This is a genomic window from Anaerotignum faecicola (assembly GCF_003865035.1).
GTDB classification, from domain to species: domain Bacteria; phylum Bacillota; class Clostridia; order Lachnospirales; family Anaerotignaceae; genus Anaerotignum_A; species Anaerotignum_A faecicola.
This window is the reverse complement of the sequence record NZ_BHVZ01000001.1, coordinates 689409-713793: the sequence shown is the minus strand read 5'-3', so window position 1 is coordinate 713793 and position 24385 is coordinate 689409. Positions and strand designations below refer to the sequence as shown.

At 48.3% G+C, this 24385-nt stretch carries 29 protein-coding genes, 3 tRNA genes and 1 riboswitch; of the genes, 20 read left to right on the top strand and 12 right to left on the bottom strand.

Annotated features, from left to right (window positions below; translation table 11 throughout):
* The first annotated feature begins 9 nt into the window (after positions 1 to 9).
* From EJE48_RS03445 to EJE48_RS03410, 8 genes are all read left to right on the top strand, one after another.
* Positions 10 to 303: an HU family DNA-binding protein gene (locus EJE48_RS03445; protein WP_288667125.1), complete on the top strand. Its 294-nt coding sequence runs from the start codon at positions 10 to 12 to the stop codon at positions 301 to 303.
* 71 nt (positions 304 to 374) lie between these two features.
* Complete coding sequence (locus tag EJE48_RS03440) at positions 375 to 614, top strand: RNA-binding S4 domain-containing protein (protein ID WP_118580496.1); 240 nt, start codon at positions 375 to 377, stop codon at positions 612 to 614.
* 182 nt (positions 615 to 796) lie between these two features.
* On the top strand, positions 797 to 1075 hold the full coding sequence (gene yabP / locus EJE48_RS03435; protein ID WP_016407604.1) for a sporulation protein YabP: 279 nt from the start codon (positions 797 to 799) through the stop codon (positions 1073 to 1075).
* 14 nt (positions 1076 to 1089) lie between these two features.
* Complete coding sequence (gene yabQ / locus EJE48_RS03430) at positions 1090 to 1599, top strand: spore cortex biosynthesis protein YabQ (protein ID WP_118580078.1); 510 nt, start codon at positions 1090 to 1092, stop codon at positions 1597 to 1599.
* 22 nt (positions 1600 to 1621) lie between these two features.
* Positions 1622 to 1924 (top strand): septum formation initiator family protein, encoded by a 303-nt coding sequence (locus EJE48_RS03425; protein WP_016407606.1) that lies wholly within the window; start codon positions 1622 to 1624, stop codon positions 1922 to 1924.
* A gap of 80 nt (positions 1925 to 2004) precedes the next feature.
* Positions 2005 to 2078: transfer RNA gene (locus EJE48_RS03420), tRNA-Met, on the top strand.
* 11 nt (positions 2079 to 2089) lie between these two features.
* Positions 2090 to 2161 (top strand) — tRNA-Glu (locus EJE48_RS03415).
* 56 nt (positions 2162 to 2217) lie between these two features.
* Positions 2218 to 2290, top strand: a tRNA-Val gene (locus EJE48_RS03410).
* Between the two features lie 166 nt (positions 2291 to 2456).
* On the opposite strand, the gene EJE48_RS03405 is transcribed toward EJE48_RS03410, so the two are convergent.
* Positions 2457 to 3203, bottom strand: coding sequence for an acyl-[acyl-carrier-protein] thioesterase (locus tag EJE48_RS03405; RefSeq protein WP_160117308.1), 747 nt, complete (start codon positions 3201 to 3203; stop codon positions 2457 to 2459).
* 13 nt (positions 3204 to 3216) lie between these two features.
* A complete protein-coding gene (cls, locus tag EJE48_RS03400; protein WP_016407608.1) occupies positions 3217 to 4689 on the bottom strand; it encodes a cardiolipin synthase in 1473 nt (490 codons plus the stop codon).
* 259 nt (positions 4690 to 4948) lie between these two features.
* On the opposite strand from cls, the gene EJE48_RS03395 reads away from it, so the two are divergent.
* The 6 genes from EJE48_RS03395 (at position 4949) to EJE48_RS03370 (ending at position 10241) form a co-directional block, all read left to right on the top strand.
* On the top strand, positions 4949 to 5419 hold the full coding sequence (locus EJE48_RS03395; RefSeq protein ID WP_124984300.1) for a hypothetical protein: 471 nt from the start codon (positions 4949 to 4951) through the stop codon (positions 5417 to 5419).
* Positions 5420 to 6086: 667 nt separating this feature from the next.
* Positions 6087 to 6959: a radical SAM protein gene (locus EJE48_RS03390; RefSeq protein ID WP_118580069.1), complete on the top strand. Its 873-nt coding sequence runs from the start codon at positions 6087 to 6089 to the stop codon at positions 6957 to 6959.
* A gap of 21 nt (positions 6960 to 6980) precedes the next feature.
* Complete coding sequence (locus EJE48_RS03385) at positions 6981 to 7784, top strand: hypothetical protein (protein ID WP_118580066.1); 804 nt, start codon at positions 6981 to 6983, stop codon at positions 7782 to 7784.
* A 131-nt stretch (positions 7785 to 7915) separates the two neighbouring features.
* Positions 7916 to 8818, top strand: coding sequence for a stage II sporulation protein D (gene spoIID / locus EJE48_RS03380; RefSeq protein WP_118580063.1), 903 nt, complete (start codon positions 7916 to 7918; stop codon positions 8816 to 8818).
* A 41-nt stretch (positions 8819 to 8859) separates the two neighbouring features.
* Positions 8860 to 9567, top strand: coding sequence for a M23 family metallopeptidase (locus EJE48_RS03375; RefSeq protein WP_118580060.1), 708 nt, complete (start codon positions 8860 to 8862; stop codon positions 9565 to 9567).
* 158 nt (positions 9568 to 9725) lie between these two features.
* Positions 9726 to 10241 (top strand): O-acetyl-ADP-ribose deacetylase, encoded by a 516-nt coding sequence (locus tag EJE48_RS03370; RefSeq protein WP_118580493.1) that lies wholly within the window; start codon positions 9726 to 9728, stop codon positions 10239 to 10241.
* Between the two features lie 153 nt (positions 10242 to 10394).
* Here EJE48_RS03370 and EJE48_RS03365 read toward each other — a convergent pair whose 3' ends face one another.
* The 7 genes from EJE48_RS03365 to EJE48_RS03335 all read right to left on the bottom strand — a co-directional run bounded on the left by EJE48_RS03365 (position 10395) and on the right by EJE48_RS03335 (position 14335).
* Complete coding sequence (locus tag EJE48_RS03365; RefSeq protein ID WP_118580057.1) at positions 10395 to 11015, bottom strand: flavodoxin family protein; 621 nt, start codon at positions 11013 to 11015, stop codon at positions 10395 to 10397.
* A 113-nt stretch (positions 11016 to 11128) separates the two neighbouring features.
* Positions 11129 to 11329 (bottom strand): DUF1858 domain-containing protein, encoded by a 201-nt coding sequence (locus EJE48_RS03360; RefSeq protein WP_016407616.1) that lies wholly within the window; start codon positions 11327 to 11329, stop codon positions 11129 to 11131.
* Between the two features lie 140 nt (positions 11330 to 11469).
* Entirely contained in the window at positions 11470 to 11670 is a 201-nt protein-coding gene (locus EJE48_RS03355) for a PF20097 family protein (protein WP_118580054.1), read from the bottom strand.
* Positions 11671 to 11685: 15 nt separating this feature from the next.
* Entirely contained in the window at positions 11686 to 12135 is a 450-nt protein-coding gene (locus tag EJE48_RS03350; RefSeq protein WP_118580051.1) for a hypothetical protein, read from the bottom strand.
* Between the two features lie 16 nt (positions 12136 to 12151).
* Positions 12152 to 12685: a signal peptidase I gene (gene lepB, locus EJE48_RS03345; RefSeq protein ID WP_118580049.1), complete on the bottom strand. Its 534-nt coding sequence runs from the start codon at positions 12683 to 12685 to the stop codon at positions 12152 to 12154.
* 10 nt (positions 12686 to 12695) lie between these two features.
* Positions 12696 to 13619, bottom strand: a complete 924-nt coding sequence (locus EJE48_RS03340) for a SufB/SufD family protein (protein WP_118580490.1) — start codon at positions 13617 to 13619, stop codon at positions 12696 to 12698.
* Positions 13619 to 14335: an ABC transporter ATP-binding protein gene (locus EJE48_RS03335; RefSeq protein ID WP_016407621.1), complete on the bottom strand. Its 717-nt coding sequence runs from the start codon at positions 14333 to 14335 to the stop codon at positions 13619 to 13621. Before EJE48_RS03335 ends, EJE48_RS03340 begins: the two co-directional genes overlap by 1 nt.
* A 308-nt stretch (positions 14336 to 14643) precedes the next feature.
* Here EJE48_RS03335 and EJE48_RS03330 point away from each other — a divergent pair, with 308 nt between their 5' ends.
* Together EJE48_RS03330 and EJE48_RS03325 are read left to right on the top strand one after the other, a co-directional pair.
* Positions 14644 to 15225: a hypothetical protein gene (locus tag EJE48_RS03330; protein ID WP_016407622.1), complete on the top strand. Its 582-nt coding sequence runs from the start codon at positions 14644 to 14646 to the stop codon at positions 15223 to 15225.
* An 80-nt stretch (positions 15226 to 15305) separates the two neighbouring features.
* Positions 15306 to 15409, top strand: a riboswitch (THF riboswitch).
* 158 nt (positions 15410 to 15567) lie between these two features.
* Positions 15568 to 16077, top strand: coding sequence for a folate family ECF transporter S component (locus EJE48_RS03325; RefSeq protein ID WP_160117307.1), 510 nt, complete (start codon positions 15568 to 15570; stop codon positions 16075 to 16077).
* A gap of 199 nt (positions 16078 to 16276) precedes the next feature.
* Here EJE48_RS03325 and abc-f read toward each other — a convergent pair whose 3' ends face one another.
* Positions 16277 to 18196 carry a ribosomal protection-like ABC-F family protein gene (gene abc-f, locus EJE48_RS03320; protein WP_118580043.1) on the bottom strand — a complete coding sequence of 640 codons (1920 nt, stop codon included), beginning with the start codon at positions 18194 to 18196 and terminating at the stop codon, positions 16277 to 16279.
* 193 nt (positions 18197 to 18389) lie between these two features.
* Between abc-f and EJE48_RS03315 the strand changes: the two genes are divergently transcribed.
* Entirely contained in the window at positions 18390 to 19100 is a 711-nt protein-coding gene (locus EJE48_RS03315; RefSeq protein WP_016407625.1) for a redox-sensing transcriptional repressor Rex, read from the top strand.
* 209 nt (positions 19101 to 19309) lie between these two features.
* The gene (locus tag EJE48_RS03310; RefSeq protein ID WP_243107969.1) at positions 19310 to 20596 is read left to right on the top strand and encodes an MATE family efflux transporter; all 1287 of its coding nucleotides are present in this window, start codon (positions 19310 to 19312) and stop codon (positions 20594 to 20596) included.
* A gap of 242 nt (positions 20597 to 20838) precedes the next feature.
* On the opposite strand, the gene EJE48_RS03305 is transcribed toward EJE48_RS03310, so the two are convergent.
* Positions 20839 to 22254 (bottom strand): polysaccharide deacetylase family protein, encoded by a 1416-nt coding sequence (locus EJE48_RS03305; protein WP_118580037.1) that lies wholly within the window; start codon positions 22252 to 22254, stop codon positions 20839 to 20841.
* Positions 22251 to 23036, bottom strand: a complete 786-nt coding sequence (locus EJE48_RS03300; RefSeq protein WP_118580034.1) for an EFR1 family ferrodoxin — start codon at positions 23034 to 23036, stop codon at positions 22251 to 22253. Before EJE48_RS03300 ends, EJE48_RS03305 begins: the two co-directional genes overlap by 4 nt.
* A 201-nt stretch (positions 23037 to 23237) precedes the next feature.
* On the opposite strand from EJE48_RS03300, the gene EJE48_RS03295 reads away from it, so the two are divergent.
* Together EJE48_RS03295 and EJE48_RS03290 are read left to right on the top strand one after the other, a co-directional pair.
* Positions 23238 to 23699 (top strand): HD domain-containing protein, encoded by a 462-nt coding sequence (locus EJE48_RS03295; protein WP_118580031.1) that lies wholly within the window; start codon positions 23238 to 23240, stop codon positions 23697 to 23699.
* Positions 23671 to 24381: a DNA alkylation repair protein gene (locus tag EJE48_RS03290; RefSeq protein WP_118580028.1), complete on the top strand. Its 711-nt coding sequence runs from the start codon at positions 23671 to 23673 to the stop codon at positions 24379 to 24381. The genes EJE48_RS03295 and EJE48_RS03290 overlap by 29 nt, the downstream gene beginning before the upstream one ends.
* The last annotated feature ends 4 nt before the right edge of the window (positions 24382 to 24385 follow it).

Genomic DNA, 24385 nt, shown 5'->3' with positions numbered 1-24385 from the left:
TAAATAACTATTAGGAGGCAAACACAAATGAACAAATCTGATCTGGTTGCGGCAATCGCAGAAAAAGCAGAAATGAGCAAAAAAGACGCAGAAAAAGCACTGAAGGCTTTTGAAGATGTAGTAACAGAAGAACTGACAAACAACGGCAAGGTACAGCTGGTTGGCTTCGGCACATTCGATGTTGCGGAAAGAGCAGCGCGCGAAGGCAGAAACCCTCAGACAGGCGAAGCAATGCCTATTCCTGCATCCAAAGCACCTAGATTCAAAGCAGGCAAGGCTCTGAAGGATGCAATCAATAAATAATTTGTTTTTGAATGATGGCCCTTTCTGTGAAGAAAGGGCTTTTCTTTTTATTATGGAAAGGAGCAGAGGAAATGCGTGTAGATAAATTTCTGAAGGTGTCCCGTATCATCAAAAGACGCACGATTGCCAATGAGGCGTGCGACGCAGGCAGGGTGATGATTAACGGGAAGGTGGTTAAGGCAGGCGCAGAGGTGAAGATTGGCGATGTTATCGAGATTCAGTTCGGGAATAATACCACGAAAATTGAAGTCTTGGACTTAAAGGAATCCACCAAAAAAGAAGATGCCGTTAACATGTACAAGTCCCTTTAATGAGGATGATTTTTCAGCGAAATTTTTAAATTTTACGCCCGACCTCGCAGAACCATGAATATGGTTCTGCAAATCAGGGTCAAGGGAAATGATTTCCCTTGCGGGGTTTGGGGCAGCGCCCCAAAAAAAGGTCTGTTTTCTTTTTTGTCCGCATATCCTTGGAACAGAGGGGGCGTTTTTTTATGGCAGAGGAGAAGAAAAAGGGACGGCATACATTAAATATGGAGGAACGGGAACGGGTGCGCATCGGCGGCGTAATGGAGGTGCTTTCCTTCGATGAGGACGGCATTATGATGGAGACCACCTGCGGACTGCTGCTTTTAAAGGGCGCAGGGATGCACATCGGCAAGCTGGATCTGGAGGCAGGGGACGTTGTTGTAGACGGAAGCATTGACAGCATGACCTATTCCGATGGAACGCTTGCGGAAAAACATTCTATTCTGGGCAGACTGTTTCGCTAGAGGGGGCAGGCGGTATGATTCTTTCCTTACACGCACAGGCACAGCTTTTCCTGCTGACGGTGCTTCTGGGCGGTGGCATGGGTCTTTTTTATGACGGCCTGCGGGTGTTTCGCCATGCCCTTCGCCATAATGCCTTCTGGGTGCAGGCGGAGGATGGGCTTTTCTGGCTTCTGGCGGTGTTTCTGGTGTTCTGCGTGATGCTGCACGCCAATGCAGGAGAAATCCGGTTTTTTACGATTCTGGGGCTGTTCGGCGGCATGGGGCTGTATTTCCTGACGCTCAGCCGCATGGTGCTTGCTGTCAGCGATAAAATCATTTCTGCTGTGAAATATATGCTCGGCCTTTTTGGGCGTATTGTGACAATGCCGTTTCGTCTGCTCTGGCTTGTTTTTCGCCGCCCTGCGAGAAAAATTGGCGGATTTTGCGAAAAACAGCGGAAAAAACTATTGCAAAGCGTTAAACTTTGTGTGAAAATAATAATACATCGTTTGCATATCAATCGGCGGATGCTGCGCAAAAAATAGGAACACGACAGGGGTCTTTTTTATGGGGCAGAAAAAAAAGAATAAAAAATCCAAAAAAATATCCGGACTTTTTCTCAGGGTGTTCGTACTGGTGTTTGTTGTGGCGGTTGCAGTCGGCATTGGCAGGCAGGCGGCGCGGTATCAGGAGGTAAAGGATGAAACGGCCTCTGTTGCGGCGCAGGTGAAGGAAGAAAAGGAAAAGCAGCAGGAATTTGAAGCGCGCAGAGAATATTACACCAGCGATGCCTACATCGAGCAGATTGCAAGAGAGCAGCTGGGTATGGTGAAATCAAACGAGATTCTCTACATCAACCGCGGAGAATAGACTGAAATTTTTGTAAAAAAGTTGGAGAAAAGCACTTGACAAAAAGGGAATGAAACGATATACTGTCTAAGTCAGCTTGTGGCGGAGTAGCTCAGTTGGCTAGAGCATGCGGTTCATACCCGCAGTGTCAGGGGTTCAAATCCCTTCTCCGCTACTTTTTATTAAGGCCCGTTGGTCAAGCGGTCAAGACGCGGCCCTCTCACGGCTGAAACAGGGGTTCGATTCCCCTACGGGTCATCCGTGGACTATATAGGTTTATATGGTAAAGACAAACTGAATATGGTTAAAAATATGGAAGTTTAGCTCAGCTGGGAGAGCATCTGCCTTACAAGCAGAGGGTCACAGGTTCGAGCCCTGTAACTTCCATTTTTTTATATTAAAAATTTATATTAAAAAGGAATGTGGGATCGAGGGTCACAGGTTCGAGCCCCCGAGAGTGCAAGCACTCCTGTGACATTCCATTTTTTTATATCCAAAAACAGAATATAAAAGGCTCCCATTCCATGCGGCTTGCAAAGAGTGGGAGCTTTTCTTATGCCCAAAGGGTGATGACCTGTGCAACGATGGTTTCCCCTTCATAGAGGAAGGATTCGATTTCCTTGCCGTTTTCGGTATCCTGCAAATAGGTCTTTATGGTGACGGTGTCTCCGCGCAGACACTCCTTGCGGTAGACAATGCGGATATCCTTGAGTGTCATATCCTCATAGATGGCATCGGGGATATCATCCATCACCCATTCCAGATATTTCACGTTATTGGCGTGCCCATTGGTATCGGTATCCCTTCTGGTTACGACAAAATCTCTGGTGCAAATCAGCCTGCCTGCCGGTGTTTTAGGCATGAAGAATTTTTCGCCCTCAATGGCAGATACCTGCCCCGAATGATATTTTTCAACCATATCCGCAGGCACATTGGCAGGCTTCCGTTTTTCGGAATCCATGAAAATCCAGCGGGAAATGCCATCCAACAGCTTATTGCCGTTTTCATCAAAGAGGAAAAAGCTGCGGTTTGCCTGAAAGCGGGCAAATTTATCGCTCCAGGTCTGCAATGTGATGGTTTCATTGTATTTTGGCATGCGGTAGAGCTTTAAATGCCAGTTGACAACAGACCAAAAGCAGTGATGCGTAAGATTATACTGCACACTGAAGCCGAGGCTGTCGGAATGGCTGATTGCCATTTCCTGCAGGGCGGAGAGCAGTGCCGCAGGTGTCATAGAGCGGCTGCCGTCAATCTGAAAATAATGTACGGTCTGGGTTGTTTCATATCCGATTCGATCCATCATGTTTTCCTCCTTACAGCATGGGCGAAATCAATCTTGCAATCGCCTCACGCACCTTAAACCACCACTTTCTGCGGCGGTACCATTCTTTTGTAATTTCCACAGAGCTATGCAAATCCTTTAAGAAATCATCCTCTAATATTTTGGTTATGCCTGCATCATACATGAAGGCATTGACCTCGAAATTCAAATCAAAGCTGCGGATATCCATATTGGCGGAGCCGACAGAGGAAACAGTACCATCTATCGTCAGCACCTTGGCATGGATAAAGCCCTTTTCATACTGATACACCCGCACCCCTGCCTCGAGCAGCTCGCCCAGATAGGACATGCTTGCCCAATAGACGAAGAAATGATCCGGATTGCCGGGGATGATGATGCGCACATCCAAGCCGGAGAGGGCAGCCACACGCAGTGCCTCAAAAATGCCGTCATCCGGCACGAAATAGGGTGTAGTCAGAAAAACATTGCTTTCGGCTTCATTTATCATTTTGAAATAGCCGTTGCGGATGTTTTTCCATTGGGTATCGGGACCGCTGGAAACAATTTGCGTCCGCACGCCCTTTATTTGCTGCTCCTTCTTGGGGAAATATTTTTCACCCAGATGAATCAGTCCGAATTTTGCGGTGAAGTTCCAGTCCATGATGAAGCGCATCTGCATCTGATCGACGGCATCGCCTTGAAAGCGCAGATGGGTATCTCGCCAAGGGCCGTAGCGGTTGACGATACCGAGGTATTCATCCCCGACATTAAAGCCGCCGATGTAGCCGATTTTGCCGTCAATGATGGCAAGCTTGCGGTGGTTGCGGTAATTCAGGCGCACCACGAAGCGCGGCAGGAAGGCGGCGGTATAGCCCCCTGCGGCGTGAAACTGATCAAAGAAATTCTTCGGCAGACGGGAGTTGCCGATGCCGTCATAAAGAATCCGCACCTCGATCCCCTCTGCCGCCTTTTTCGTCAGCTCATCCAAAAGACGCGAGCCGAGCCTGTCCCCACGCCAGATGTAATATTCCAGATGGATATATTCCTTGGCATTGCGGATATCCTGCACGAGGGCTTCAAATTTATCCTTGCCATTATTGAAATATTCGATTTTATTGTTAAAGGTAATCCAGTTGCCGCTGTTCAGATGCAGATGTGCCAGATCGGTGACATATTCTGCATGGGATAGCTTGCCCTTATTTTCGATAAATGCCTTCTGCTCGGTGATTTCCTCCGCAGAATGGACATCCTGAAAGAGGTATTTATAATAGACCTCCTGATCATATTTTTCCTTTTCGCGAAACATTTTTTCGCGCTTACTGTTGCGCCCGAAGACCATATAGGCAAAAAAGCCGAAAATCGGGATGAACAGCAGCACCAAAAGCCATGCCCATGTGCTGGCAGGGTTTCTGCGCTCGAAGAACACGACGAACCCGGAAAGGATGACGTTGGCAACCAACAGGATGACGATAAAAAGAAGAATCCAGCTCCATACTGTACTCATAGTCAGACCTCCTTTTTCAGATTTTTATCAGATGAAGGCTGCGGTCGAAAATATCTTTCGCCGCAGAGAGGGTTTCACACCCAATCAATAGTATACTATATTCGTTTGCTTTGTTGCAAGATTGGAGATGATGAAAAAAATCGAAAAAAATCATGATTTTATCTTCCCTAAAGTGAAAAATGATGGTAGAATAGTAGGACGTAAGACATACGGCAAGGTGCTTATCATTTTGCGTATCTGCAATAAAGGAGGAACTATTTTGGATTTTTCTGATGTTTTGATTATTATTATTGTAATTTTGGCACTGCTTTGTGTGGGGATGTATTATCTGAACAAAAAGGGTATGAAGAAGATGATTCAGGCGCAGGATTTCATCGACCAGAACCGTACCACAGTGCAGATTTTTGTAATTGATAAAAGACAGGAGAAGCCCTCTCCTTCCAATATGCCCAAGGCTGTTTATGAACAGATGCCCAAATCGGCAAAAATTCGCAAGACCAATCTGGTGCGCGCGAAGGTTGGCCCTCAGATTGTGACGCTGATGTGCGATAAGCCTGTATATCAGGTGCTTCCCGTGAAGAAGAACGTCAAGGTTGATCTGGCAGGGATGTATATTGTCGGCATCACAGGGATGAATCTGGAGGACAAGAAGAAAAAGACACTCTCTGAAAAGGTGGTTACCAGCGCAAACAAAACCATGAAAAAGCAGAGTGAAAAAGCGAAAAAGTAAGAAAAAACCCCTTCCGTAGCGGAGGGGTTTTGTTTTTGGCTGTTTCATTGGGAACTGTTCAGAACCCCACCACATATATTCGCAAAACCGCATGATACCATGCTTTCTCGCTGCTGCGCAGCTAATTTTGCTCATATATGGGGCGGTAACTCTATTCGAGTTCCCTTAAAATAAGAAAAAGCATTGCTTACATGCTAGCATGACGCATTATTTTTTCTTATTTCAAGGGGTTCTGAATCGGTTACATTTATGCAATAAAAAAAGGCAGCAAGGATAACCCTACTGCCATATTTTTTTAATATAGCCTTTGTTGTCGCTTTGGAAGAAGTTGAAGAATGGGTGTGTGTCTGCCGAAAAGCAGCTCCGCGTTCCTCCGCCGAGGCGATAGACCTTGGTTCTCCCGACCGTTGCCGCAAAGAAACGACAGCATTTGCTGCCGCCCCTCCGCAGGTTTTGCCGAAGGTTCCGCCGCCTGCCGCACAAAGGCTGTATTAACACAAAAATACAGGCTATATTATAGACAAAATTCGAGAGATTGTCAATTAAAAAGAATTGGGTATTGATAAATTTATGGATTTCCCTGTATAATAGAAAAGATAGGTCTCTGCATTTTTATAGGAAGTTTGGGCAGAGCACCGCAGAGAATCTGAAAGGAGCATAGAGAAGTATGAGATATGAAGGTACTGTATATAGACCACCCAGTGAGGCAGGCAGTCTGATTATTCAGCTGACGATTGGCTGTGCAAGAAACACCTGCACATTCTGTAATATGTATAAAGATAAGAAATTCCGCATCCGTCCGCTGGAGGAGGTTGTGGAGGATCTGGAAATGGCGAGAAGCTATTACAGCCGCATTAAGGTGCGCCGCATTTTCCTTGCGGATGGGGATGCCCTGATTGTAAAGACAGAGGATTTATTATATATCATTGCAAAATGCAAGGAGATTTTTCCTGAGGTGGAGCGCATTTCCGTATACGGTGCGCCGAAGGATATTCTGCACAAGACCCCTGAGGAGCTTGCTACATTGAAGGCGGCAGGGCTGGATATGGTTTACATGGGGCTGGAAAGCGGCGCGGATGAGGTGCTGCAGGCGGTGAAGAAGGGCGTAACTGCTGACGAAATGATTGAGGCAGGCAAAAAGGTAAGAGCCGCAGGAATGATTCTTTCCATGACGGTGATTTCCGGTCTGGGAGGCAAGAAGCTGTGGAGAGAGCATGCACTGGGCAGTGCGAGAGTGATTTCTGCAATCAAGCCGGAATATGTCGGCTTTCTGACGCTGATGATTGAGCCGGGAACAGAAATGTATGATCAGTACAACAGAGGGGAAATTGAGCTGCTGACACCCCACGAGGTACTGGATGAAACAGAGCTGTTTATCCGCAGTGTGGATGCGGAAGGGACGATGTTCCGTTCCAATCATGCGTCAAACTATATCCCTCTGGGCGGCACGCTGAATGGGGAAAGAGATAAGATTTTAGGGCAGATTGAAATAAGCAGAAGGAAAAGTAAATTCCGTCCCGATGTATTCAGAGGGATTTAAGGCTTTAAGGAGTATGGTAGTATGGCGTGGCTGGGCTTTGTCACATTGCTAACGATATATTGGTGTTTTTTTGTGGCGGCAACAACGGGCAGAATCGGCTGGTGTCTTTTGACGGGATGGCTGCTGCCGATTCTCGCGCTGACAATCAGCTTTCGGAAGGGGATGCAGGTCAACGGGCTGATGGTGCTGATCTGCTTTGTGCTGTTTCTGGTCTGCCGCAGTGGGCTGGCGGAGCTGCGCGGCTGGAATGTGAAGCAGAGAAAGAAGCGCCCGGTGCTGTTCTGGCTGTTATATACAGTGATTTTTCTGCTGATGTTTTACAGCGTGGCGCAGGCGCAGATGCAGGGATATATTCTGAATATCCAGGGCTGGGACAGTGAAACGATGCAGGTGCTGCGGATGGTGCTTGTGACGATTCCGCTGCTGGTGCTGAATTATTTTTATACGGAAATGGTGTATACGGCGATTGACCGCCTGCGGCTGAAAAAATGGGAGCTGGTGCTGCTGAACTGCCGCTGCTTTCTGGCACACGAAAGCGGTGCGGAAAAGGTTGCCAAGCAGGGCTATTTTCTGGAGGGAATCAGCAATGGCGTAACCTACCATTTTGAGCTGACGAAGCGCACATATTTTATGCTGCGGCGCGAAAAAAACCTGCGGCTGCAAATCGGAACGGGAATACTGGGCGGATTATATTTGACGGACCTGGAAAACCCCGATTTTTTCAAGCGTGTACGAAGGATGGACAGAAAATATGCCAAACGAGGGATATTCCTGAATATTCTGGTGATGGCTTTTGGTGTTTGGCTGTTCTGGATATTGAAATAAGCCGAAATCGGGCTTTGAAGTCGAAGCAGGTAAGAAAGAAAGCTTTGGATGAAAGAGACATCCAAGGCTTTTTTTGTGCAATCATTTTGTGGGAGAGAAAGACATATCCTTGAAAGAAGGGATGTGACGAAATGAAAAAACAGTGCGGCTTTCTGCTGTTATATGTGGTTGTGGCGGTGCTTTTGCTGCCGCTATTGCTGACGATACTCTGTGGTGGCTTAGGGCAAGAGCTGCCGCAGGAGGCGCAGGTGCTTTATGGTCTGGCAGACCTTGCGCCCTTGGATACGGAGCTGGAGGAATATGTGGCAGGGGTAGTGGCGGCGGAAATGCCTGCCGCCTTTCCGGAGGAGGCACTCAAGGCGCAGGCGGTTGCGGCAAGAACCTATCAGGTGCGGCAGATGCAGGCGGCAGGAAGCAGGGCTGTGCTTTATGACGTGGGACAGGCGTACCTTTCCGAAGCGGAGCAGAAGGAAAAATGGGGCGAAGGCTATGCCCTATATGCCGGGAAAATCCATAGTGCCGTCCGCGCAACGGCAGGGGAGATTATGACCTATGACGGGGAACCGATTCTTGCCGCCTTTCATGCACAGAGCGGCGGAAGGACGGAGGATGCGGCGCATGTGTGGAATACGGCGGTGCCGTATCTGAAAAGCGTGGACAGCAAGGGGGACAGGCAGGCACCGAACAATGAGACAACGGTAACGATTGCGGCGAAGGCATTGGCGGAACGGCTTGGGATTGCGGGCGATGCGGCAGTTTCTGTGAGGAAACGGACGGAGGCAGGCTATGTGGCGGAGGTGCAGGCAGGGAGCAAGACCTTTTCCGGCAGGGAGATACGAGAGAGGCTAGGGCTTAGAAGTGCGGATTTCACGATTGCGAAAAACGGGGACAGCTATATTTTTACGGTGCATGGCTATGGGCATGGGGCAGGCATGAGCCAATATGGGGCATCCTTTCTGGCAGAGCAGGGGAAAAATTATCATGAAATTCTGCGGCATTATTATACAGGTATCTCCTTTTCGATTCTCGAATAAAAAAATCCTCCTATGGCAACAATAGCATCGGAGGTGTTAATATGAATCAAAAAGAAAGAAGAGCCGCACGAGGCTTGCAGATTGTGGCGGTTTGCTGCTGCTTTTGCCTGCTGGCAGTGGGCGCAGGGGTGACATATCGCGCCATGGACAGAGGAAAGGCAGGGGGCAGCGAGACCCTGCAGAAGGAACAGCCTGTGACAGCGGTACAGAGCAAAACAATCGAGATTGCGCAGGCGGAGCAGCAGAGGGAAGTCGAGAAAACAAAGGAAATAAAGGAAACGAAGGAAGCAAAGGAAACGAAAGCACAGCCTGCAAGGAAAAACGGACAGCCTGTGTTTGCGGCGCCGCTGGAGGGGGAAATGAAGGTGGTTTTGGGGTACAGCACAGACCATGCCATTTATGACCCGACACTGGAGCAGTATCGCACGAACGCATCTGTTAGCCTTTCTGCGAAGCAGGGGACAGAGGTGAAGGCTGCGGCAGACGGCGTGGTGAAGGAGGTAAAGAAGGACGCGCAGGCAGGGAATCTGGTGAGGATTGCACATGGCGAGGATTGGCTGACTACATACGGTCAGCTTGCAGATGCCGTAGCAGTCAAGGAAGGAGAAAGCGTGAAACAGGGGCAGCGGATCGGAACGGTTGCCGCGCCGACGAAATACGGTGTGGCACTGGGAGAGCATCTGATTTTTGCCATGGAGCAGAACGGAGAACCGCAGAACCCGATGGAGAAAATGAAAACCGCAGAATGAAAACAGAACAAGCTGAATTTGGGGTTCGGCTTGTTTTTTTGTGAAAAATGAGCAAAAATATAGGAATTTGAAAGTTTTTTTTGAAAAATCGCTTTACGAATTTTCAGAAAGAGGATAAAATGATGGGACAAGGGAATCTGACAAAGGGGGATTGCGAAATGAAACGTTTGTCTATTGTAAAAGGTGATATTGTAAAGGCGAAAACAGATGCGATTGTCAATGCCGCCAATACATCCCTGCTTGGGGGCGGCGGTGTAGATGGTGCCATTCATCGGGCGGCGGGGCCGGAGCTTCTGGCAGAATGTGAAACGCTGCATGGCTGCCGTACAGGTGAAGCAAAAATCACGAAGGGCTACAAATTGAAGGCAAAATATGTCATTCATACGCCCGGTCCCATTTGGCGCGGCGGGAAATGGGGCGAGGAGGATCTTCTGGCAAATTGCTATCGGAATTGTCTGGCATTGGCGAAGGAGTATGGTGTCAAGAGCATCGCATTCCCTTCCATCAGCACGGGAGTATATCGATTCCCGATTGACTTAGCGGCGAAGATTGCCGTAGGCGAAATCCTGCATTTTCTGGAAACGGATGATACGATGGAGCAGATTATTCTGGTCTGCTTTGACGAAGGAACGAAGGCGGCGTATCAGAAGGCGTTTGCGGAGCTGACGGCATAAAAAATTTCATATTGAAAGAAACGGAACCGAACCATTTTGTGCTGTCCGCATAAGGTGGTTCGGTTCCGTTTTAGAGAAAGCCTTTTTTATTTTTTGCAAAAGCATCGCTTTTGCGTATCTGCATCAAGGGGCATGAGGACAGCCCCGAAAAAGTTATCTGATGTAGTTGGTCTTGATTTTTTCTTCCTGCTCGGGCAAAGCGACACCTGCATTTTTGCCTGCCTCGATACACTTCAGCAGCCAAGCCATATTCCGCCCGATGGCGCGCATGTTCTGCATTCCTTCCAAATCCTGCTTGACCTCATCCGGCGTATTGCCATGCACCTGATTCCAGTATGTACCGGAAACGACGGGCATATTACTGATGGTAAAGTATTTATTCAGCTGATCAAAGGTTGCGGATGCGCCGCCCCTACGGCAGGAAACCACAGCTGCGCCCAATTTATTGGCAAAGGCACCGTTGGACATCACAAATAATCTATCATACGCGCAGGAGGCCTGCCCTGCGGCGGAGGCGTAATGCACAGGTGCGCCAAGCACGATGCCGTCTGCTTCGAGTGCCTTCGGCAGCAGCTTATTCACCACATCCTCCTGCACACATTTGCCAAGCTTTTTGCATGCGCCACAGCCCAGACAGCCGCCGATAGGCTTATTGCCAAGGTAGAACATTTCTGTTTCCACGCCCTCGGCGCGCAGTGTTTTTTCGATTTCCTTCAATGCCGTATAGGTACAGCCGTGCCCATTGGGGCTGCCGTTCACCAGAAGTACCTTCATATCTTCTCCTCCTGTTCTCTTTACTCTCTTTTAAAAATTTTCCTTCTTTAAAAATTTTTCTCTCTTTACAAAAAGGATGATGCAAGCCCTTGCACCATCCCTGTTTGTGTCTCTTATTTTGCTTCCAGATAAGCATTCAGCTCTGTAACCAGTTTATCGCAGTCCATGCCGTGTACCATGGATGCTTCCTCCAGTGTTTCGCCTGCGGCGGAAGGGCAGCCAACACAATGCATACCATTCTGCATCAGAATCATGCCTGCGCCTCTGTCTGCCATCAGCAGCTCGCCAATTGTCATATCTTTTGTTACTTTCATCAGAAAGACCTCCTTCTTTTTATAGACTCTATTCCATTTCTATCTTACCACAAAAGCGGCTTTTTCACTACCGAAATTCCGAAATTCTCCACTTCTTCACAAAGCGGCTTTCAGCCTTCCGGAAAATCCTACAAAAATACTTAGAATTGATCGATATCCAGAATCACTTTTCTACATTCTACACAGAGGTGCCCTTCCATTTTGGCACCGCCCATATAGCTCTTTGCCAGAAGGTATTCCTCTTTCCTGCCTTCGGCATCCACGCCCTTCCACTGGACATATCTGCCGCCGGAATGGAGCGTGCCTTCCTTCATTTCATTTCCGCAAAAAGGACATTTCATTTCAGATTCCTCCTTTTACTGCTCCGCAGGGTGAACCACTGCATCGTCTGTATTCTCACCGATGATACGGAATTTGCTTTCCTTTGGCAGAATCTTGCCGGTCATAACCTCTGCCGCAGTTGCCTTGCCATCCTCATCCAGAGAAATCAGAAGATATTCCTTCTCCCCATCCACAGATGTGCCGAAGATACCCTGAGGAATTCCCAAATAATAGGTCAGGAAGGTATCTGCTTCCTCCTCCGGCTCGCCCAGAAGCTCCTTCACCTCGGCTTCTGTCATGCCGGGGAAAACAGTACGATCCAGCAGATTCTGTACGATTTTCTGACGGTCATTCCCTACGGCGGAAACCCATTTTTCTGTTGTAAAATGAGTATGATTATCGCGATATCTGCCGCCAAAGAATACTGCCAATGCTACAATAACCAGAACAATCACAATGATCTTATCTCTTGTTTTTAATTCCATCGTACCGTCCCTCCTATCAGGAAATCCACTTAAAGCCTTTATAGTAACGCAAAACAACCTTACCCAGAATTTCATCCTTTTCTACATATTGATTTCTCCAGAAACGGGAATCCTGCGAATGATTGCGGTTATCCCCCATCATGAAATAGCAGCCATCGGGTACAACATAGGGGCCGTAGCTGCCCTGTGTCACCTCTGCGATGTAATCCTCCTGCAGGGCCTTGCCATTGACATAAACCGTGCCGTTCGACATCTCAACGGTATCACCGGGGGTGCCGATGATTCGCTTGACATAAAGCGTTTTGCCCGTTTCATCATCCGGATAACGGAACACCACGATATCCCCCGCCTCCGGCTCATCAAACCAATAGGAGGTTCTGAGTGCAAGGATGCGGTCGCCTGCCATGATGGTATTTTCCATGGAGCCCGTCGGCACCTCCGCATTTACAATGAGGAAGGAATTGACCAGCCCTGCCAGCACCGCCGCCAGAAGAATTGTTTTTACCCAACTGATGACCTCTTTTTTCACAGTAGTGCTCAAATTGCCCATCTCCTTTGGGTTATTTCAGGAAGCCGTTGATAATCTGCGCTTCCGCTTCTTTTTCTGTCAGCCCAAGGGTCATCAGCTTGACCAGCTGATCGCCTGCAATCTTGCCGATTGCCGCCTCATGCACCAGAGATGCATCCACATGGTTCGCAATGATTTCGGGCTCAGCCGCAACTACGCCGTTATCCATGATGATGGCATCACATTCGGAGTGACCGTAGCAGTCTGTGTTGCCGATGATTTTGGAACGGAAGAGCTGTCTGGAGAAATCCCTTGCAACAGAACGGGAAATCAGCTTTGCACTGGAGCCTGCGCCATCCAGACTGACATCAAAGGAGGTTTCCGCCGTCTGATGTCCGTGTGTCATGATTTTTTCCTTGATGACGATGGTTGCGCCGGGGCCAAGCTTTGCGCTGGAAACGCGCTTTGTGGAATCGACACCCTTCAGCTGAACGGTATCCATTTCGATATAGGCGTTTTCCTCTGCTTCTACATGTGTCTGGGGGTTAATGATGCGTTTGCCGCTGCCGTCCCCCTCACCGATGTGCTTTTCGATATAAACAACCTTGGAATTTTTGCCAAGGAAGAAACGGTGAATCCCTTCATGGACAGAATCATCACAGCCGCAGTTATGGATGCCGCAGCCGGCGATAATTTCAATTTCCGCACCCTCACCGATGTGGAAATCATTATAAACCACCTCGGACACACCATCCTGTGTAATCAGCGCAGGGATGTGTACGTTTTCGTTTTTGGTAAAGGGCTTTACATAAATATCCAGACCGGAGCCGCCCTCCTTGGGGACAATATCAATATTTTCTGTGGAATGTCTGCCCTCGCTCTTGCTGTTGTTGCGGATGTTAAATGCAGCATTTGCAGGGATTTCCGCAATGCCGGAAACCTCCTTCAGAAGGTTTTTTACGATATCATTGAGCATCATTCGTCACCTCCCTTGAAATATCTGCAGCCTGTTTCCATGCCGAACAGACCGGGCAGAACATCTTCCTTTGTACCAATCTGCTTTACCTCGCCGGCGCTCAGCAGAACCACCTGATCGGCGATATTCAGAATTCTTTCCTGATGGGAAATGATGATGATAGAGCCCTGAATTTCTTCGTGCATTTTTTCAAATACATCAATCAGATTTTTAAAGCTCCAAAGGTCAATGCCTGCTTCGGGCTCATCGAACAGGGTCAGCTTTGTTTTTCTTGCCATAACGGTTGCGATTTCGATACGCTTCAGCTCACCGCCGGAAAGGCTTGCGTTTACCTCACGGTCGATGTAATCCTTGGCGCACATGCCAACCTCGGACAGATACTGACAGGCATCTGCTGTGCTTAAATCCTGTCCGCTCGCCAGACAAATCAGATCCTTTACGGTAACACCCTTGAAACGAACGGGCTGCTGAAAGGCAAAGCTGATGCCCTTTCTTGCACGCTCTGTAATGCCGAGGGCTGTGATATCCTCGCCGTCAAGGAGAATCTGACCGCTGTCGGGGGTCAGAATCCCGCTGATGATTCTTGCCAGAGTGGATTTACCACTGCCGTTGGGGCCTGTAATTACGATGAATTTCGCATCATCAATCCTGAGATTGATGTCCTTGAGAATCTGCTTTCCGTCTGCGGAAAAACAGATATTCTTCAATTCCAACATACTTATGATTCCTCCTGTTTATCAAATATTTCTCTCTGGAAATATTTTCTCTATTGCAGACTGTGCGTCTGTCATTGTTCTCTCCCTTCAAAGCTGCGCTACAGCCTTGAAAAATGCAGGCTTCTACAAAACCTGCCAATCTTATAGATTATAACAACGAAAGGGTGGGGATGTCAACGCTTTTGCCTTTTCCTGCCTAATTTCCGCCCACCCCTTCGAGGTGAAATAAATTCCCTCTCTTGAAAGGATTTCATCATTATGGTACATTTATTACAATAAAATTTATTTTCTGAAAAGGAGAGACTGCTATGCTTGGGTTTCATGCGGACGGGATTCGTCTGTTCGGCGCATCCGATACACTGGTGGCGGCATTAAAAAAACATAAGCTGCCGCTTGTGAAAACCTCTACCACAAATACACTGGTTTTTGCCGTAAATACGGCAGAGCCTTTAACGAAAAAGCTTTATCTGCCCTCTTTTCTGGCACCACAGGCACCTTGGTTCAGCTGCTTTGTAGGAGATGCAGAACGTCCGGCGGAGTATTCTCTGCATTTTGCGGCAGAGGAGGATTTGGTGGATTTCATTTTGTCCATGTATTATTGCGCACAGGGCTTTCTGCATTTAGACTTTGACTTGGCAGAGCTGGTTACAAAGCTGAACCCTTCCCCCGAATATGTAATCCATTCCTTTGAGGAAAAGGATTTCCACAAAATCGGCGAAGAAGGAGCTTTTGCGGCGTGCTTCTGCTTTTTGGAGGGCGGCTTCATGGAAAGCGACCGCCTTTTCGGCAAGCTGACAAAGGAATACGGCGTGGGAGCGGATAAGATTATGCTGGCAGGCTCGTTTGATTCCAAATATCAATTCCTGCGCACCTTTATTCCGCAGAAATAACAATATATTTCGACAAACTTCTTTACAAACAGAGGAAAACATACTAAAATAAAACGGCAGGATTTTCTCCTGTGCAAATACACAGAGTAGGGCTTTGCGCGTTAAGTGTCCGGTGGACGGGGAGTTGTCATCGGAACGAAAAGCAGGATTTCTGCTTGCGGTGCAGGACTCGCATCCCGCTGTTTCATAATGAAGAAGAACAATCCTCTTTGTTATCCATACAGCCAAACCTGTTTCGGCAGGTGTATTTGCGTTGGTATTGTGATAATAGAGGGGTTTTTGTTTGCAAAAAAGAGCAAGAAAGCCCTCCTATTTCCCATTGAAAAAAGGAGGTATTTTTTTATGACCGAAAAACAGAAGAGCATGACACATCGCTTGGTGCTGATGGCAATGTTCGTAGCGGTGCAGATTATTCTGTCCCGTTTCCTTTCCATCAATCTCTGGAATCTGAAGATTGGCTTTTCCTTTATCCCCATCGTTCTTGCGGGCATCCTGCTGGGGCCTCTGAGCGCAGGCTTGGTGGGGCTGGTGGCGGATGTCCTTGGGGCAACCCTGTTTCCCATCGGCGCATTCTTCCCCGGCTTTTCGCTGACATCCTTCATCACCGCTTTTGGGTACGGGTTTTTCCTGCATAAAAACCAGAGCATGAAGAATATTGTTGCGGCGGTGCTGTTCTCCAAAATCGTAGGGACAATTTTCCTGGATACGCTTTGGATTTCCATTCTTTATGGTGCGCCCTTTGTTGCTGTGCTGATTCCCCGTCTTGCACAGGCAGCAGGCATGGGTGTTGTGGAGGTGCTTTGCATCTGCTTCATGACAAAATATGTGCCCCAGATGAAAAGGGTATTCTGAGAAGCAGAAAACGAGAAATAAACGGAGCCGGCAGAATCGGACAAAGGCTGCGGTGGCAGTATTGCTGCGTATCAGACCGATACGGGCTAAGCAGCTGAAACGAAATACGATAAGAAATGCAAGGAAAAAAGCCTTGGTCACTACAGTTCTGTAGTAACCAAGGCTTTCCTTATTTGAACCAAGGTTTCGAGAAACGGCTTTACGAATTCAGCTCCTCCCATTCTGCGAAAAGAGCCTCAAGCCTTTCCTCAAGCTTTGTTTTCTCTGCATAAATTTCATTCGCCTTGCCGTAATCTGTGCCGCACGCCGCCATGTCCTCATCTGCCTGCGCAATCGCCGCTTCGGTCTCCTCGATGGCTTTTTCCAGCTTCGCAATCCTGTTCGCCAGCCTGCGCTCTGCCGCCTGCTGTTCCTTTTGCTTCAGCCAGTCATTCTTCGTATCGCTCACAGGCTGTGCCGCGGCAACGCTTTTTTCCGGATGCTGTGCCGCCTTTTCTGCCTCGTTTCTGGCACGCTCTGCCTTTTTCTCTAAGTAATAATCATAATTCCCGTTATAAAGAATCACCCCATCCGGCGTTAATTCCAGAATTTTCTCCGCTGTTTTGTTGATAAAATAACGGTCGTGGGAAATATAAATCACCGTACCCTCGTAGCGGTTCAGCGCACTTTCCAGAACCTCCTTCGAGAACATATCCAGATGGTTCGTCGGTTCATCCAGCATCAGCAGGTTCGCCTTGGAAAGCATGATTTTCGCCAGAGAAACGCGCCCCTTTTCGCCGCCGGAAAGTGCGGAAATCGGCTTGAATACATCATCCCCTGTGAATACGAAGGCGGCAAGCATATTGCGGATTTGCCCCTGCGTCAGGGTGGGGTAGGTGTCTGCGATTTCCTCAAAAATCGTCTTTGTCTCGTCTAATTTTGCCTGCTCCTGGTCATAATATCCAATAAATACATTTGTGCCGAAGCGAATCAGACCGCTGTCCGTCGGCACCTCCTTCAGAAGCATCCGAAACAGCGTGGATTTCCCAACCCCGTTCGGGCCGATAATGGCAACCTTGTCGCTGCGTTTTACATCAAAGGAAACATTGCGGAAAATTCTCTGTCCCCCGTAGGATTTGGAAAGCTCCTCCGCATGCAGCACATCGTTGCCGCTTGTCAGAAAGGGGGTTAGGGTCAGCCGCATCTGATTCGGCAGGGCATCCGGCCTGTCCACACGCTCCAGCTTGCCGAGGGCTTTCTCGCGGCTTTCCGCGCGCTTGATGGATTTTTCGCGGTTGAAGGAGCGCAGTGTGCGGATGACATCCTCCTGATGCTTGATTTCCTTCTGCTGCATTTCGTATGCCTTCTGCTGCATTTCACGATTGATTTCCTTCTGCTGCCAAAAGAAGGAATAATTCCCGTTATAAACCGTTGATTTCTTGTTTTCGATTTCAATGACCTTTGTCACAATGCGGTCAAGGAAATAGCGGTCGTGGGAAATAATCAGCACTGCACCGGGATAGGAGCGAAGGAAATCCTCCAGCCATTCGATTGCCGCAATGTCCAGATGGTTGGTCGGCTCGTCCAGCAGCAGGATATCCGGCTTGGAAAGCAGCAGCTTTGCCAGATGCACGCGTGTTTTCTGTCCGCCGGAAAGCTGATTCATCGGGCGGTTGAAATCATTGTCGGCAAAGCCAAGCCCCTTCAGCACACCGCGCAGGCGGCTCTGGTAGCTGTAGCCGTCATTCTGTTCAAAATAATGCTGCAGAGTGGCATAGTCCTCCATTTTTTCCGCCAGCGCCTGTCCGCTCAGATTTCCCATTTCGTTTTCTAATTCACGAAGATTTGTCTCTGTTTGAATGATTTTTTCAAAAACCGATAGCATTTCTTCATAAATCGTGCGGTCGCTGTCTATCTGAATATTCTGAGCAAGGTAGCCCAGGGATGCGTCCTTCTTGAGATAAAATTCACCGCCATCGGCAGAAATTTCGCCGGTCAGAACCTTGAAAAGCGTCGTCTTCCCGGCACCATTTACCCCTACAATAGCGGCTTTTTCGCGTTCTTCGATATGGAAGGTGATTTTTTCCAGAATCACATCGATGCCGTATGCCTTGTGTAATTGTCTGCATGCAAGTATCATTGATACAACCTCCATTTGTGTTTCATTGTCTGCTCTTATGATAGCAGAAAATACAACAGATTAAAAGAGTTATTGTTGACAATAAAATAACAGGAGTGCTATACTAAAATTATCCTGAAGTAGAAAAAAATAGCTGTATTTGCAGTTCGTTTTCTTTTACGGAGGCATCCTAAAACGAGAGGATTTGGAATATATGGACAGCGAAAAGAAGATCTCACCGGCAGTAATCAACAGATTGCCCAGATACTACCGTTACTTAGGCGACCTGCTGGAAAGTGATATTACTCGCATTTCCTCAAAAGAACTCAGCGCAAAAATGAATATCACTGCCTCCCAGATTCGTCAGGATTTGAACAATTTCGGCGGCTTTGGGCAGCAGGGCTACGGGTATAATGTGGAATACCTTTACAATGAAATAAAAAAGATTTTAGGTCTGGATCGATTGTATAATATGATTGTCATTGGCGGCGGCAATATCGGACAGGCTCTGGTGAACTATACCAATTTTGAGAAGCGTGGTTTCGTCATCAAGGCAGTCTTTGATATCAATCCCCGTCTGATTGGGATGACTATTCGTGGTGTCGAGGTTTATGATATCGACCAGATGGAGGAGTATGTCAAAAATAACCCCGTGGATGTTGCCATTCTTACCCTTCCTCGTTCGCAGGCGGTGAAGGTTGCAAATGATCTGGCAAAATGGGGCGTAAAGGGCATGTGGAACTTCAGCCATGTGGATTTGCAGGTTCCCGATGATGTTTTGGTGGAAAATGTACACCTGACGGACAGCCTTATGACCCTGCTCTACAAAATCAACGAAATGTACTATAGCGGTGAGGATATGCATGAGCATCAATTAAAGGATGGTCTGCCTGTAAAGCCGGTGCAGGAAAACGAAGAATTATAAGAAAAAGACAACAGAACGAAGGAGAGTCACTCTTTGCAAAAAGGTGTGGCTTCTCTTTTTGTTTGTAAAAATTTATTTATAACTATTTATAAAGAAGAAAAGAAATTTAAAATGAAATGTACAAAGGAGGAATGACCGTGGATTTAGCGGAAATCAAAGAAAAACCGTATTATTTTTCCAATCGCGCCCTGAAGCGTTTGATTGCTCCCATGATTATCGAGCAGTTTCTGGCTATTCTGGTTGGTATGTCCGACTCCATTATGGTTGCAACGGTCGGGGAGCATGCAGTTTCGGGTGTCTCTTTGGTGGATAATATTTTCGTTCTGCTGATTTATTTGTTTGCAGCTCTCGCAACAGGCGGTGCGGTGGTTATGGGGCAATATTTGGGGCAGAATAAGCATGAAAAAGCAAATAGGGCAGTCAATCAGCTTATCCTGTTTACGGCGTTGTTTGCGATCTGCATTATGATTGGGCTGTATCTGGCAAGAAACCTCATCCTGCATCGGGTGTTCGGTGCCATTGAGGCGAATGTAATGGAGGCATCCAAAACGTATCTTCTCATCGTTTCCGCATCCATCCCTTTTATTGCCTTGTATAACGCAGGTGCGGCAGTATTTCGTACTATGGGCAATTCCAAGGTGCCGATGTATCTCTCCATGATGATGAACGCCATCAATGTGGGCGGCAATGCCATCCTGATTTTCGGCTTTGGCATGGGGGTTGCGGGTGCGGCAACTTCGACGCTTGTTTCCCGTGTCATTTCCGCTGTTGCAATCATTTTTCTGCTTTGCTCTCCGGAGCATCTGCTGCATCTGGAGCGTCCGTTTTCCTTTAAGCTGGATTTCGGTATGCTGAAAAAGATTGCCTATATCGGCATTCCCAATGGTCTGGAAAACGGGATGTTTCAGCTGGGGAAAATCATGGTGCTGAGCATGATTACAGGCTTTGGCACGGCGGCGATTGCGGCGAATGCCGTTTCCAATATCATTGCAACCTTTCAGGTGCTTCCGGGGATGTCCGTCGGCATGGCGGTGATTACCGTCTGCTCTCGCTGCGTTGGGGCAGGGGATTATGAAGCGGCAAGATATTATACCCGTAAGATTCTGAAGCTGGTGCATATTCTGATTATCGTTTTCAGCGTCACCACGCTTGTGGCGTTGCCCGGCATCATGCACCTGTATAACCTTTCCGATGACGCAATGACCTTTACAAAACAGATTATCTGGTATCATGGTATCTGCTGTATGCTCATCTGGCCCGAAGCGTTTACTCTGCCGAATACGCTGCGTGCCGCCAGTGATGTAAAGTTCTGCATGATTTTGTCGATTATCTCCATGTGGGTATTCCGTATTGCCTTCAGCTATATTATTGGTGTCAGAATGGGCATGGGCGTTCTGGGTGTTTGGATTGCCATGACCATTGACTGGGCAGTGCGTGCCGTTCTTTTCATCATCCGCTATCGTGGAAAAAGATGGCAGCATAAAAGCATTGCATAAAAAATTAAGTCGAAAACAGGTTTTCGACTTGTTAAAACAGAGGAATAAACAGATAGGTTCCATCGGCTAAAAGCCTTGAAACCTACTGTTTTCCTCGAGAGGGCAAAGCCCCCTCTGTGGATTCCGTTTGGGAAACGGGTTTGTTTCCCAAACCTTTCCGCTGCTGGGTAAAGGTTTTGTTTGGATTAGAAGATAAAAATAAAGAAGCGTATGAAAAGAATATTTTTCACACGCTTCTTTATTTATTTAAAATAGGAATATCCGTAAATCTTCCCCTTCTGGGGTGTTTCCCCGTGCTTTGCCTCCACCAGCTCGGTAACAGTCACAAGCTCGTAGCCCTGCTTTTGCAGATAAGGCACAAGGGTTGCCGTTGCCTCTGCGGTAGAGCCGTAAATGCCGTGCATCAGGATGACCTTCCCATCCAGATTTCCTGCGGATTTCACCACATCCACAATCGCCTTGGCATCTCTGCTTTTCCAGTCGAGTGTATCAACCGACCAGAGGTAGATGGACATCGGCAGCTGTTTTTTTACGCTGTCCTTACAGTTGCCGTAGGGCGGACGGAAGATGGCAGGGTCTCTGCCAAGCACCTTGCGGAAGGCGGCGGCGGTTTTCTGCACATCTGCCGCAATTTCTGCATTGGTCAGCTTATTAAAATTCTTATGATCGTAGGAATGACTGCCAACCTCACAGCCGAGCGCCTCCTCGCGCTTCACCACATCGGGATATTTTTCCACCAGACTGCCAAGATCAAAGAAGGTTGCCCGTGCGTCATATTTCTCCAGAACATCCAGAATGGCATTGGTTGCCTTGGGGTTCGGGCCGTCATCGTAGGTCAGCGCAACCATTTTTTTGTTGCGGATTTCCTTGGGAACGGGAGTTTCCTTTTTCGGTTCTTCGATTTTCTTCTGCATTTCCGCATACGGAATCGTCAGGCGCACCACGCCGTAGCTGCCGGGGAAAAGGTCATAGCGGTCGAAATAAAACAATACGCCGTCCTTCGTGAGCGCAAAGCGGTCAAACCGTCCTGCGTCGGGTGCAAGCAGGGTTTTGTAGTTGCCAAAGATACCGTTTTTATAAGGCTCTGTCGTTGTGAAGTATTTTTCCGTGTAGGCAGAAGCATTTTTCGCAAAGCTGTTCCCTTGCAGGCTTTCCGCCGTTACCTCTGCATCCTTTTCCAGATCAAAATGGAACACCTGAATTTGTGTGTGCGGCGAAAGCGCGCCGTTTGTCTCATGTGTTTCAAAGAACACCAGACTCAGCTGATTTTCCTTCGCAAGATAGCTTTCATAGCCCAGATACAGAATTGCATCTGTCTTTTTTTTCTCTTTTCCGGCCTCATCTGTCGGGGTAAATTCCGCATCAAAGGCATTGCGGATTTCCGTCACGATTTCCGAAATGCGTGCATCAATCCTTTCCTTCCCGATTTCGGGATATTGCAGCAGATAGGAAAGGTGATCTTCCTGCTCCACCACATCCTGTGGCTTGCCGACCTCCTGCTGCTCCAGATACTGTGCCCAGTAGGAGACACCCTTCTCTGTCAGCTCCAGTGTCTTTTTGCGGTTCAGTAAAGAAAAGCTGCTGCTGTTTGCGCTGCATCCACAAGAGAGCAACAGTATGCCCATCAGAAGAAAAGCCAGCATACGTTTCATTCTCATTCAGATTCCCCCTTTCGGTTCTGGTAGATCGGGTGAACATAACGTCCCCGCTTGGTGGTGCCTTTGCCATATTGGATTGCCGTTTGGGGACAGCGGTTCACGCATGCCATGCACATATTGCAGCGCTTTTCTGTCCAGACAGGAATTCCTGCCGTCAGCCGAATGCAGCCGCTGGTGCAGACCCTTTCACATAGACCGCAGTGGCTGCAGCTCTCCGTTACATAAAAAGGCTTTGTTTTCAGCCCTCTACGAAACGCAGGATTGACGATTTTGCTTAGCACTCCAGCGCCCCTTCCTTTCTTCACACGGAAGAAATTGCTCCAGTTCAGCCGGATGGCACGCAGGATGTTGTCCAGTGTCCTGTCTGCTTTTTCCAGAAGCGCATATTGCTCTGCCTTCGTCCCTGCATCAAAAAGCACCGTAAAGCTGTCCGGCATCACAACGGAAAAGCCGCTGTCCAAGGTAAGCCCGTTTTCCTGCAAAGCCTTCCGCAGAAGGTCAATGGTCTCTCCCGCGGAAGAACCACAGGTGCAGACAGCGAAAAGATAGGGATCACCGCTGTAATAAAGCTCCAGATTTTTCACAAAATCCGTCACCGTCTGCGGAGGAGCCCATGCGTAAACGGGAAAGACAAAGCCCAATCGTTCCCCCTGTAGCATAGTATGCCTGTAATTGCCTGCTTTGACCGCTTCTGCAATATCCGTCAATTCCTCCCCCAGAGCTTCGGCAAGCTTTTTTGCCACAGCATAGGAATTGCCTGTTCCGCTGAAGTAATAAATCATAAGGTGTTCCCTCCTTTTCGGTGATTTCAAATACTATTTCTTAAAGATATCATATCATATTTTTCGGCTAAAAACTTTGAAGAATTTATTAAATTTTCACTACATTTTATAGATACCTCCAGGCTGCGGAAAGTTTGCCTTTACACCGATTTTTTCCGATATTATACTAAGATGAGTGAAGTCGGAAGGGGGGAGAGAGCTATGTTGGAAAAGGCGTTGATTCTGGCGGCAAAAGCGCATACGGGGCAGGTCGATAAGGGCGGTGCGCCCTATATCCTCCATCCCATTCGGGTGATGCTTGCCTGCGAGGGGGAAAAGGAAAAAATCGTTGCCCTTTTGCATGATACGCTGGAGGATACCGCTTTGACTGCGGCAGACCTGCGGCGTGCGGGCTTTCCGGAGGAAATCGTGCAGGCGGTGTGCTGCCTGACGCGTGGGCAAAAGGAGGATTACATGGATTATATTGCGCGCATCTGCGAAAATGCGCTGGCGGCGAGAGTGAAGTATGCCGATTTGCAGGATAATCTGGATATCAGACGCATCCCTAACCCGACAGAGAGGGATTTTGCCAGAATCCGAAAATATGAGCAGGCAATGAAAAGGATTACGAGATCAGTCAAGGGAGGACGGGAGCATGGAGCATTGGACACAGGAACGCTATGACGCGTTCTGCAGGGAATTGTATGCACAGCAGGAGGAAGCCTATCGGCAGTTTCATACAGGGCTGCTCCGCTCAGATTTGCCCGTCATTGGTCTGCGCGCGCCCCTTTTGCGGAAAATAGCGGCAGAAATCGCCAAGGAGGACGGCGTGGGCTTTCTGCGTATCTGTGGCAGAGGAACCTATGAGGAACGTCTGCTCTATGGCTTGGTGGCGGCGGCGCTGCCTGTTTCCTATGCGGAATTTCTGCCCTATTGCGACACCTATACGGAAACGATTGTCGAAAACTGGGCGCATTGCGATGGCTTCTGCGCCTCCTTGAAAAAGCGAATCAAGGGACATGAGGCGGAATTTTTCGAGCATATCAAAAGGTATCTGGCTTCCGAAAATCCGTGGGCGGTGCGCGTCGGGCTGATTCTGATGCTCAATTATTATCTCACCCCTGCATATCTTCCGGCAGTGCTGGAGCGGACAGATGCCGTTCAATCCGAGCAGTATTATGTCCGCATGGGACAGGCGTGGCTGCTGGCAACGGCTTGGGCGAAGGACAGGGACACCTGCAGGGCGTATCTTTCGCATCATCATCTGGATGCTTGGGTATTCCGTAAGTTCATTCAGAAGGCGTGTGAGTCCTATCGTGTTTCGGCGGAGGATAAGGCATATCTGCGCAGCCTGCGGAAGAAATGAAAGA

Bases quoted from the DNA above. Each gene is read 5' to 3' on its own strand.
- EJE48_RS03340 (WP_118580490.1), bottom strand. From the start codon at position 13,619: ATGCTCAATGATATCGTAAAAAACCTTCTGAAGGAGGTTTCCGGCATT.
- EJE48_RS03335 (WP_016407621.1), bottom strand. From the start codon at position 14,335: ATGTTGGAATTGAAGAATATCTGTTTTTCCGCAGACGGAAAGCAGATT.
- yabQ (WP_118580078.1), top strand. From the start codon at position 1,090: ATGATTCTTTCCTTACACGCACAGGCACAGCTTTTCCTGCTGACGGTG.
- EJE48_RS03360 (WP_016407616.1), bottom strand. From the start codon at position 11,329: ATGAAAGTAACAAAAGATATGACAATTGGCGAGCTGCTGATGGCAGAC.
- EJE48_RS03355 (WP_118580054.1), bottom strand. From the start codon at position 11,670: ATGAAATGTCCTTTTTGCGGAAATGAAATGAAGGAAGGCACGCTCCAT.
- EJE48_RS03350 (WP_118580051.1), bottom strand. From the start codon at position 12,135: ATGGAATTAAAAACAAGAGATAAGATCATTGTGATTGTTCTGGTTATT.
- EJE48_RS03290 (WP_118580028.1), top strand. From the start codon at position 23,671: ATGGAGCATTGGACACAGGAACGCTATGACGCGTTCTGCAGGGAATTG.
- EJE48_RS03425 (WP_016407606.1), top strand. From the start codon at position 1,622: ATGGGGCAGAAAAAAAAGAATAAAAAATCCAAAAAAATATCCGGACTT.
- EJE48_RS03405 (WP_160117308.1), bottom strand. From the start codon at position 3,203: ATGGATCGAATCGGATATGAAACAACCCAGACCGTACATTATTTTCAG.
- abc-f (WP_118580043.1), bottom strand. From the start codon at position 18,196: ATGATACTTGCATGCAGACAATTACACAAGGCATACGGCATCGATGTG.
- EJE48_RS03330 (WP_016407622.1), top strand. From the start codon at position 14,644: ATGCTTGGGTTTCATGCGGACGGGATTCGTCTGTTCGGCGCATCCGAT.
- cls (WP_016407608.1), bottom strand. From the start codon at position 4,689: ATGAGTACAGTATGGAGCTGGATTCTTCTTTTTATCGTCATCCTGTTG.
- EJE48_RS03370 (WP_118580493.1), top strand. From the start codon at position 9,726: ATGAAACGTTTGTCTATTGTAAAAGGTGATATTGTAAAGGCGAAAACA.
- yabP (WP_016407604.1), top strand. From the start codon at position 797: ATGGCAGAGGAGAAGAAAAAGGGACGGCATACATTAAATATGGAGGAA.
- EJE48_RS03390 (WP_118580069.1), top strand. From the start codon at position 6,087: ATGAGATATGAAGGTACTGTATATAGACCACCCAGTGAGGCAGGCAGT.
- EJE48_RS03325 (WP_160117307.1), top strand. From the start codon at position 15,568: ATGACCGAAAAACAGAAGAGCATGACACATCGCTTGGTGCTGATGGCA.
- EJE48_RS03440 (WP_118580496.1), top strand. From the start codon at position 375: ATGCGTGTAGATAAATTTCTGAAGGTGTCCCGTATCATCAAAAGACGC.
- EJE48_RS03315 (WP_016407625.1), top strand. From the start codon at position 18,390: ATGGACAGCGAAAAGAAGATCTCACCGGCAGTAATCAACAGATTGCCC.
- lepB (WP_118580049.1), bottom strand. From the start codon at position 12,685: ATGGGCAATTTGAGCACTACTGTGAAAAAAGAGGTCATCAGTTGGGTA.
- EJE48_RS03295 (WP_118580031.1), top strand. From the start codon at position 23,238: ATGTTGGAAAAGGCGTTGATTCTGGCGGCAAAAGCGCATACGGGGCAG.
- EJE48_RS03300 (WP_118580034.1), bottom strand. From the start codon at position 23,036: ATGATTTATTACTTCAGCGGAACAGGCAATTCCTATGCTGTGGCAAAA.
- EJE48_RS03305 (WP_118580037.1), bottom strand. From the start codon at position 22,254: ATGAGAATGAAACGTATGCTGGCTTTTCTTCTGATGGGCATACTGTTG.
- EJE48_RS03365 (WP_118580057.1), bottom strand. From the start codon at position 11,015: ATGAAGGTACTTCTGGTGAACGGCAGCCCCAATGGGCACGGCTGTACC.
- EJE48_RS03310 (WP_243107969.1), top strand. From the start codon at position 19,310: ATGATTATCGAGCAGTTTCTGGCTATTCTGGTTGGTATGTCCGACTCC.
- EJE48_RS03375 (WP_118580060.1), top strand. From the start codon at position 8,860: ATGAATCAAAAAGAAAGAAGAGCCGCACGAGGCTTGCAGATTGTGGCG.
- spoIID (WP_118580063.1), top strand. From the start codon at position 7,916: ATGAAAAAACAGTGCGGCTTTCTGCTGTTATATGTGGTTGTGGCGGTG.
- EJE48_RS03385 (WP_118580066.1), top strand. From the start codon at position 6,981: ATGGCGTGGCTGGGCTTTGTCACATTGCTAACGATATATTGGTGTTTT.